The sequence below is a fragment of the uncultured Rikenella sp. genome (genome assembly GCF_910577125.1).
Classification (GTDB): domain Bacteria; phylum Bacteroidota; class Bacteroidia; order Bacteroidales; family Rikenellaceae; genus Rikenella.
The window spans coordinates 1-4,758 of record NZ_CAJTMN010000135.1 but is presented as its reverse complement, the minus strand read 5'-3'; the positions used below and the strand labels follow the sequence as shown (position 1 = coordinate 4,758).

Annotated in this window: 3 protein-coding genes; all 3 read left to right on the top strand. The window is 57.7% G+C overall.

Annotated features, from left to right (window positions below; translation table 11 throughout):
* The first annotated feature begins 123 nt into the window (after positions 1-123).
* The 3 genes from lptB to tig all read left to right on the top strand — a co-directional run bounded on the left by lptB (position 124) and on the right by tig (position 3,597).
* On the top strand, positions 124-858 hold the full coding sequence (lptB, locus tag QZ292_RS09695) for an LPS export ABC transporter ATP-binding protein (protein WP_294601034.1): 735 nt from the start codon (positions 124-126) through the stop codon (positions 856-858).
* A gap of 72 nt (positions 859-930) precedes the next feature.
* Positions 931-2,178 carry a redoxin domain-containing protein gene (locus QZ292_RS09690; protein ID WP_294601032.1) on the top strand — a complete coding sequence of 416 codons (1,248 nt, stop codon included), beginning with the start codon at positions 931-933 and terminating at the stop codon, positions 2,176-2,178.
* A gap of 99 nt (positions 2,179-2,277) precedes the next feature.
* The gene (gene tig / locus QZ292_RS09685) at positions 2,278-3,597 is read left to right on the top strand and encodes a trigger factor (RefSeq protein WP_294601030.1); all 1,320 of its coding nucleotides are present in this window, start codon (positions 2,278-2,280) and stop codon (positions 3,595-3,597) included.
* The last annotated feature ends 1,161 nt before the right edge of the window (positions 3,598-4,758 follow it).

Here is a 4,758-nt window from a genome sequence, read left to right as displayed (position 1 = left end):
AGCATCCTCTAAAGTTTCTTTGGTTCTTTCTGTTCACAGAAAGAACAGTACCCTCAAACCTGCAACCGGCAACAATTACAGTATATGGAAAATCCGGAAGAGATCAATCCGTCCGGCGAGAAGATGCGGCTTTGGACACGCGACCTCGTCAAGAAATACAAATCGCGCACCGTCGTGAACCGCGTCTCGATCGACGTCGAGCAAGGCGAGATCGTCGGTCTGCTCGGGCCCAACGGCGCCGGGAAGACCACCACCTTTTATATGACCGTCGGACTGATCAAGCCCAACGACGGGCAGATTTTTCTCAACGACCTGGAGATCACCAAAGAGCCCGTTTACCGGCGGGCACAGCTGGGCGTCGGGTACCTGGCACAGGAGGCATCGGTCTTTCGGCGGCTTTCCGTCGAGGATAACATCAAAGCCGTGCTCCAGATGACCGACTACTCCAAAGAGTACCAGCGCGAGCGGATCGAATACCTCATCAAGGAGTTCTCCTTGCAGAAAGTGCGCAAGAGCCTCGGCCAGCAGCTCTCCGGCGGCGAGCGCAGACGGACCGAGATTGCGCGCGCCGTGGCCATCAATCCCAAGTTTATCCTGCTCGACGAACCTTTCGCAGGCGTTGACCCGATTGCCGTGGCTGAGATACAGTCCATCGTGGCATCGCTCAAGGAGAAGAATATCGGGGTCATCATCACCGACCACAACGTCCACGAAACTTTGTCCATTACCGACCGCACTTATATTCTGGTGGAAGGGAAAGTGATCCGCACCGGAACCGCCGAGGAGCTCGCAGCGGATGAATTCGTGCGGCGTGTTTACCTTGGGCCCGACTTCGAATTGCGGAAAGTCCGAAAATAATTGTCTGTCGGGCGAACATTGTAACGGATTTTTTAGTTACTTCGGAGCATAAACCTCAAAACAGAAAGGCTTATGCTCCGAACTCTTTTTATCGGCCTGCTCGCCGCCGTGTGCGGCACGGCCGCTGCCTCCGGCCCGCAGAAATTCACGGTCGACGGCCGGATCGACGGTCTGCAGCCCGGCGACACCATCCGTTTCGAGACCATTCAGCTGCCCCGGTGGGAGTACCTCCCCGCTTTCGACATCGTCGTGAAGAAGCCCGGCCGCTTCAGCTATAAAGGCACCTTGGAGCACGACCAGTATTACATGATGACCTACCACCCGAAAACGGGGAAAGTCCGTGAGAACGATCGGGCCGGCAAACCCGTTATCATCACCCCCGGCGACCGGATCACCGTGGCCGGAACCGCCGATGAGATCTATTACAGCGCCTGGGGCGGAGGCGTCTACAGTGATCCCGAGCTGGCCGAAGTGCTGCGTGTCGAGGACTCGCTGGGGCAGGTGCGCGGCGGTTACCTCCGGCAGTACGAAGAGTTCATGGAACAGAAAGATACCCTTGCAGCTCGGGAGTGTGGCAAAAAATTCAATCTCTTTTATGACGACAACCGCGCCGCTGTCGACCGGGTGCGGACATTGAACCGCAACTACCGGAAAAACCATCCCGACGGGACGCTCTACCTGCTCGTCGAAGAGATTCCCGAGCTCGATTATACCCCGGTGGACGAGGCCCGCGCCACCTTCGACACCTACTCCGAGGCACTCCGCGAGAGCTATTTCGGGCAGCTCTATGCCCGCTATATGGAGGCCATGGCCCGACTGGCCGTCGGACAGCCGGGGCCCGACTTCACCGTCACCACCGTTGACGGACGCACCCTGACCAAAGACGACTTCCGCGGGAAATACCTTCTGATGTACCATTGGGGGATGTGTCCCGGCTCGATCGCTATCGACCGCTACGTGCGGGGGCTCTACGACGAATACCACGCGCAGGGCTTCGAGGTGATGGGGCTCACCGAGTCGATCGACGTTATTCGGAAAGTGTACGAATCGCTGCCTACGGACCGTCTCACCCCGGCGAGCGGAACCGACGACATCCGTCCCGTGCTGGCCGGGATGGTCGAACACCCCTGGATCGAAGTCGAGTTGGAGACCGACCATCCCGAAAACCAAGCCTTAACGGAGTCTTATGTGATTCGGGGCTGGCCTTTCTTCGTCTTCCTCGGGCCGGACGGAACGATACTGGCGCGCGAATTCCACGATGCTTTTCAGGAGGCCGTTCACGTACTGAACCGCGAACTCGGCGGCGGAAAAGACGAGTAGCCGGCCGAATCGCGTTCCTTGCGGCTCGTGTAAGGGATTTTCATAAAAATCCCTTACCTTTGCCTCTCTTAACGCAAAATACAAACCGGAACTTCTCTTATGAACGTAGTCAGAGAAAACCTCGAAAACCAGACTGCCCTGCTTCGCGTCACCGTGGGTGAGGCCGATTACAAGGAACAGGTCGATAAACAGCTCAAAGAGTACAAACGCAAGGCCAACGTGCCGGGCTTCCGTCCCGGGATGGTGCCCATGGGGATCATCAACAAGATGTACCGCAAAGGGGTCCTGGCCGATGTCGCCTATCGGAAAGCGACCGACGCGGTGTTCGAATATATCAAGGAAAACAACATCGAGACCGTCGGCGACCTGATGCCGTCCGAAACGAAACAGGGAGACCTGGATTTCGACAACGGCACCGACTTCGAATTTGTCTTCGAAATCGGCCTCGCACCGGAGATCGACCTCGCGCTGACCAAGAAAAACAGCGTGACGAAATACATCATCGAACCCAACGACGACATGCGGAAGGGTTTCCGGAGCAACTACATGCGGCGCTTCGGGAAGCTCGTGGACGTAGACGTCGTGGCCGACGAAGAGGCCCTGACCGGGACGCTCACCCAGGGGGATGTCAAGATTGACGATGCCTATGTCGGACTGATCAGTTTGGACGAAAAGGCCCGGAAACCGTTCGTCGGGAAGAAAGTCGGCGACTCTGTGGAAGTGGATGTCAATGAAATCTACAAGACACCGTCACAGCGGGCATCGATTCTCGGCGTGAAAGAGGCCGAACTGGAGGGGATGAATCCGAAATACACCTTCACCATCACTCAGATCCGGAAATTCGCCGAACCGGAGATGAACGAAGAGTTCTTCAAACTTGCGTTCCCGGCCGGGGACGTGACCACGCCGGAGCAGTTCGACGCCCGGATCGACGAACAGGTGCGCGGTGAGCTGGCCAAGGAGACCGAATACAAATTCACCGCAGATTTGCGGAAATACCTCTTGGACAAGACCAAACTCGCTTTGCCGGAGGCGTTCCTCAAGGACTGGCTCTACCGGGTGAACGAAGGCAAGTTCTCGATGGAAGAGATCGAAAAGGATTTCCCGCAGTTCCTCGATATGCTCCGTTGGGACATGATCCGTCGCAAGGTGATGAAAGACAACAACCTCGAAGTGACTCAGGAGGATATCAAAGCCGGCGCTCGGGATGTGGCGATGATGCAGTTCCAGTACTACGGGATGCACACCGTGGCGGACGATATGCTCGAAAATTTCGTCGGGTCGATCCTCGGGAACAAGGAGGAGGTTCGCAAGATCTACGACACCGTATCGGAACGGAAAGCGGTCGCTGCGGTTGCGGATCAGATCAAAGTGAACGAAAAGACCGTTACGCCGGACGAGTTCCAGAAGCTGGTGTAGGGGCTTTTTACAGAGCAGTTAATTGTTGGGTATCGCCGTTTCAACCTCAGGTTGAAACGGCGATGCTTTTTGTGCCAGCGGTTTTCCGTCGCGCGAACGAAGAATTGGGCTGAGTTGAAAAGTGGAAATGCGCGAGCATTTCCCCGTCCACGGGACGTGGGGCCCGGCCGGCCCGAGGCCAGTTCTATCCTGTTAGGGTAGAGGCGGCCAATTGGGAGTGCGGCACGCACCGCCTGCCCGGCGTAAAGAGGGATTTCACTCGTTTTGCAGCGAGCAAAATCGAGGTAAAATCCCAGCGGGCGACTGCTGGAAAAGGAAATCATCCAAACGCGTGAGGGCGCGTTTGGATAAGATTTCCGCCAGCGCGCTTAGGGTAGAGGCGGCCTATTTCGGAGTGCCCGCCGGCACCGCGCGCCGCCGCTTAAGGAGGCGATTCAACTGTTTCGGTGAAGAGGCGAAACAGAATGAATCGCCCCAGCGCGCGGGAAAAGAATTGGACTAAGCAGATAAGTGAAAATGCGTAAGCATTTTCCCGTCCACGGGACGTGGGGCCTGCCCGGCCCGAGGGCAGTTCGAGGCGGGACAAAGCTCGACAGTCGTCCGCTCGCGTAAAGAGGGATTTCACTCGTTTTGCGGTGAGCAAAATCGAGATGAAATCCCAGCGGGCGACGGATGAAAAGCCCCGCGCGCGACTGCTGGAGAAGGAAATCATCCGAACGCGTGGTGCGCGTTTGAATAAGATTTCCGTCAGCGCGCGGAAAATGAAGTGGCGAAGCGACAGCGGAGCCGCAGTGAGGCGGATACGGGGCGGAGAATTGGGCTGGGCTTGGGGCTGTATTGGGGCAGAGCTTTTGCGACCCTTAGGGTCGCGTAGTCCGACGCACCGGCAGACGGAGGACTGCAACTCGACGAAGCTCGTTGCACTCTCCACTGGCGCCGAACTGCTGCTGGGGTAACAGCTGTAGGCTGAGAGCGAGTAGCGCGATTCGCAGAATCGCCGGCCTTGTCGCCCAAGCCGCGTAGCGGCTTCGGGGGGATGGGCGACAGGCCGAATAGGGTAGAGAAGTGGGCTGAACTGTTGGCTGTGGGTGGGGAGGGACTGGAGCGGGCCGGCGCCCGGGAGGTGCCGCAAATCTCGACGCGTGAGCGGCGTATTGCGGG